Raw genomic sequence first — 3,629 nt, 5'->3', positions numbered from 1 at the left:
GCGTCTGCGCCTGCGGCCGATTTTAATGACAGCCGTTACCTTTATTGCCGGTGTAGCGCCTTTGGCGGCGGCGTCGGGCGTGGGCGCTAACAGCCGCATCGCCATCGGCACGGGCATTATCGGCGGCACGCTGACCGGCACGGCGCTGACGCTGTTTTTTGTACCCTTGTTCTTTGTGCTGCTGAAGCGTTTTGCGAAAGCGCGTAAAAAATGACATTCATACCATTACCTTTGCATAAATAAAATAAAACTTGCATATTAATGAGCCGCGCTATATAATATATAAATTAGCGGCGCGCGCGGCTTTTAAGCTGCGGCAAGTAAATTTTATTTGGAGAGGTGTTATGGATGGATTTTGGGATATTAAGCGTTTTGCCGTCCTTGCTGGCTATCGGCTTGGCAATTAAGACGAAGAATGTTATCTTTTCGTTATTCTGCGGCTGCTTTACGGGCGTTATGCTGCTGTGCAATGGCAATCCCTTTCTGGCCTCCAAGGCTTTGATTGGCGATTACTTTTTTAAGCAGGTTATGGACAGCTATAATGCCGGTAATATCGTTCTTATCTTATTTATCGGCGGCTTTATCAAGCTGCTGGAAAACGGCGGCGGCGCGCAATCCTTCGCTAAATATGTGCATAAATTTGTGGACACGCCTTTAAAGGCGCAGCTGGGCGCGTGGCTGGGCGGCGTTGTAATTTTCTTTACCGATTTGGGTACGGCGCTGCTGGTGGGCCCTGTGTTCCGTCCCCTGTTTGATAAGCTGAAGCTTTCCCGTGAAAAGCTGGCCTGGGTGCTGGACTCCACCTCTTCGCCGGTGGCCGTGCTGATTCCCTTTATCGGTTGGGGCGTTTATATTATGGGCCTTATCGAGGCGCAGTTTAAAAATTTACAGGTCAATGTTTCCGATTACGAAACCTTTATGCAGGCCATTCCCTTTCAAATTTATACGATTCTGGCCGTGCTGATGATTCCTTTAATAGCCATCACCAAAAAGGACTTCGCGGCGATGAAGGAAGCGGAGGACGCGGTCAAGGATAAGCCCACTCCCGAAGAGATGGAGGACCATTACGTCGCTCCCGTGGACTAGGACGGCTATTCCTTAGGCAATTCCAATCCCTTTATGCTGATTCTGCCGATTTTGATGGTATTCGCTACTTTGATTATCGATTTGAGCCCGCTGGGCTTTCCTTTTGCAAAAATTCCCGGCAACGCTTTCCGTATCGCGCTGACTACCGGTTACTTTCTGGCAGGCGTGCTGCTGATGTTTATGATCTGCGGCTTCAAGGTAAAGAAGCCCAAGGACACCTTCAGCCTGTACGTTAAGGGCATGATAGGCATGACGGATGTGGCTATTATTTTGCTGCTGGCCTGGTCCTTGAGCGCCATGATCGGCAAGCTGGGAACTGCTAAATACATCATCGGTATTCTGCAGGGCATTAACTTTACGCCCGTGCTGATTCCGGCGTGCATCTTCCTGTTCGGTACGGTGATTTCCTTCTCGACCGGCAGCTCCTGGGGCACCTTCGCTATTTTAATGCCCTTGGCTATTCCTATGGGCCACGCTTTCGGTATTCCTTACGCTATCTGCGTCGGCGCGGTATTGTCCGGCGGTTTGTTCGGTGACCATTGCTCGCCGCTTTCCGATACGACGATTTTATCGTCCATGGGCGCGGAATGCAATCTGGCGGACCACGTAAGAACCCAGCTGCCCTATGCCGCTATTAACGGCGTCATTGCTTTCGTAGGATTTATTATTGCCGGATTGACTGGTTCTGCCATCAGTACGGTAATTGCCGTTGGTCTGCTGCTGGCGGTTATCTTCGGCTGGAATTATTACGATAGGAAGCATACGGCTTAACGGGCTGCGGCAGATAAGCAGTAGACAGTTAATAGCGCTTTGTGCTATAATATTTATGTTACGGTTGATTGCTGTTCTCAGGCACAGTAAAAGCTGATAACATTTAAATGCGAGTGTGGCGGAACTGGCAGACGCACTAGACTTAGGATCTAGCGCCTTTCGGCGTGCAGGTTCGATTCCTGTCACTCGCACCAAATGTAAATAGCAAGCCCCTGCAAGGTTTTTATTTGTCTTGCAGGGGCTTTTTCTTTTTTGGGAATTAATGCAATACTAACAAATAAGCTCCGGCTGTAATCGTTGCCGGAGCTTTGCAGGTAATCAAATGTATGTTATAATATTGCTCAAGAGATAGGTTGATGGTCGGTTTTTCTCCGCTGTATACATGTGGGGAGGTGGTAAGTTATGAGAGTGTATGAAGCGTTATCTTTAATGATTGCTTTCGGTATCCTTGTAGCTACCATTATTTCTGCTTGTAAGTAAGTTCTTGCTTATAAAATGAAATAGAGCCGCTTACGGCAAGCAGCTCTTCTTTCACTATAATTTTACTTTGGAGAAAGCTGACAAGCCAACATCAAGCTATCTCTTCCTGCTTTTATTATAATCTTAGTATCGCAAATAGTCAAGAGACGAAGTTTCAATAAGTAGATGTAATGAATGTGCTTCATTAATATAGAGAACGTCACGAAATTTATTTAGAATGAAGAAAGGGAAGGAAATCATATGGCTAAGAAGAAAGCTGTCGAAAAGACAATAAATATAGATAATATTTTGTTTAATTGCAGGGATATCCTGCGCGCGGCCCGCAACTCCGGCTCTTTCTGATATTGTCAAGATTAGTTGACACATTTTTCTCAAGGATATCACTGACTATGCCGCCAGTTCCAAAGACTCATAATATTGCTTGCGTTTTAGCATAGGAGGAAGCCCACCATTGGCAGAGCAGATCCTCCGGTTATTCCAGTAGCTGAGAAAGTATCTTCAAATGAGTGCCTTTAATTCCTCGATAGTCATCTGCTTTGTGTCATAGCGGTCGTAGAGAAGTTCCGTCTTCATCCTAGCCCACATGCTCTCACAACGTGCATTATCATGGCAGCGTCCTCCGGCACTGTTCATACTTTGGCTGATGTGATGTTCCCGGATGGTCTGACGGTAGGACTCACTGGTATACTGTGTTCCACGGTCACTGTGGATGATAGCTCCTTCCAGTGTGGGATACGCGGTCAGAGTGTTTTCCAGTGTTTGGATACACAGATCTGCTTTCATGTTTGTTTCCATTGCCAGACCGAGGACGCAAAGATCAAAGCAGTCGAAAATCGCAGATACATACAGTTTCCCGTTGGACGCCGGGATCTCCGTGATATCTGTAATACATTTTTCTAATGGGGCATCTGAATGGAAATCCCGCTTCAGCAGATCATCTGATTTCATGGCTTTCCGGTCTGCTTTTGTGAGCCCATTCGGCTTTCTTCTTGGCCGATGGCTCAGGCCGATCTGATCCATAACCCGGTATACGGTCCGCTCACTGGGGATATGTACTTCCTCCGGCTGCTTCAACAACAGAGCCTGATACATTCGGATCCGTCCATAAGTATCGTTACATTCATCTTCATGGATGATTTTTTTCATGGCATCCGCCAGATCCTGGTATTTCCAGGGACGGTCTTTGTTCGCAAGATATTTATAAAAACCCTGCCGGCTGATACCAAGCATCCGGCAATAAAATGAAATTTTCCCGGTAATCCTGCCGTCCTCTGTTTTCAAAGCCAGAAAGA

At 47.0% G+C, this 3,629-nt stretch carries 4 protein-coding genes, 1 tRNA gene and 1 pseudogene; 5 read left to right on the top strand and 1 reads right to left on the bottom strand.

What is annotated here, in order from left to right:
* The 5 genes from QZ105_RS10255 to QZ105_RS10625 form a co-directional block, all read left to right on the top strand.
* Positions 1 to 214, top strand: a 214-nt coding sequence (locus tag QZ105_RS10255) for an efflux RND transporter permease subunit (protein ID WP_293729822.1), incomplete at its 5' end; no start/stop codon positions are given.
* Between the two features lie 134 nt (positions 215 to 348).
* Positions 349 to 1,086 (top strand): Na+/H+ antiporter NhaC family protein, encoded by a 738-nt coding sequence (locus QZ105_RS10635; RefSeq protein WP_366936049.1) that lies wholly within the window; start codon positions 349 to 351, stop codon positions 1,084 to 1,086.
* Between the two features lie 33 nt (positions 1,087 to 1,119).
* Positions 1,120 to 1,857 (top strand): Na+/H+ antiporter NhaC family protein, encoded by a 738-nt coding sequence (locus tag QZ105_RS10630; RefSeq protein ID WP_366936048.1) that lies wholly within the window; start codon positions 1,120 to 1,122, stop codon positions 1,855 to 1,857.
* Positions 1,858 to 1,966: 109 nt separating this feature from the next.
* Positions 1,967 to 2,051: transfer RNA gene (locus QZ105_RS10245), tRNA-Leu, on the top strand.
* 208 nt (positions 2,052 to 2,259) lie between these two features.
* Positions 2,260 to 2,337 carry a putative holin-like toxin gene (locus QZ105_RS10625; RefSeq protein WP_366936050.1) on the top strand — a complete coding sequence of 26 codons (78 nt, stop codon included), beginning with the start codon at positions 2,260 to 2,262 and terminating at the stop codon, positions 2,335 to 2,337.
* 387 nt (positions 2,338 to 2,724) lie between these two features.
* Here the strand turns inward: QZ105_RS10625 and QZ105_RS10240 are convergent.
* Positions 2,725 to 3,629: pseudogene (locus tag QZ105_RS10240) on the bottom strand (IS3 family transposase); the annotation flags it as partial.

Origin of the sequence: uncultured Phascolarctobacterium sp., assembly GCF_905212365.1 — a bacterium.
Lineage (GTDB): Bacteria > Bacillota > Negativicutes > Acidaminococcales > Acidaminococcaceae > Phascolarctobacterium_A.
Note: the sequence above shows the minus strand (reverse complement) of the source record. Positions and strands in the feature narration are given on the sequence as shown.

Excerpts from the sequence above, each read along its gene's own strand:
- QZ105_RS10635 (WP_366936049.1), top strand. The coding sequence starts at position 349 with ATGGATTTTGGGATATTAAGCGTTTTGCCGTCCTTGCTGGCTATCGGC.
- QZ105_RS10630 (WP_366936048.1), top strand. The coding sequence starts at position 1,120 with ATGCTGATTCTGCCGATTTTGATGGTATTCGCTACTTTGATTATCGAT.
- QZ105_RS10625 (WP_366936050.1), top strand. The coding sequence starts at position 2,260 with ATGAGAGTGTATGAAGCGTTATCTTTAATGATTGCTTTCGGTATCCTT.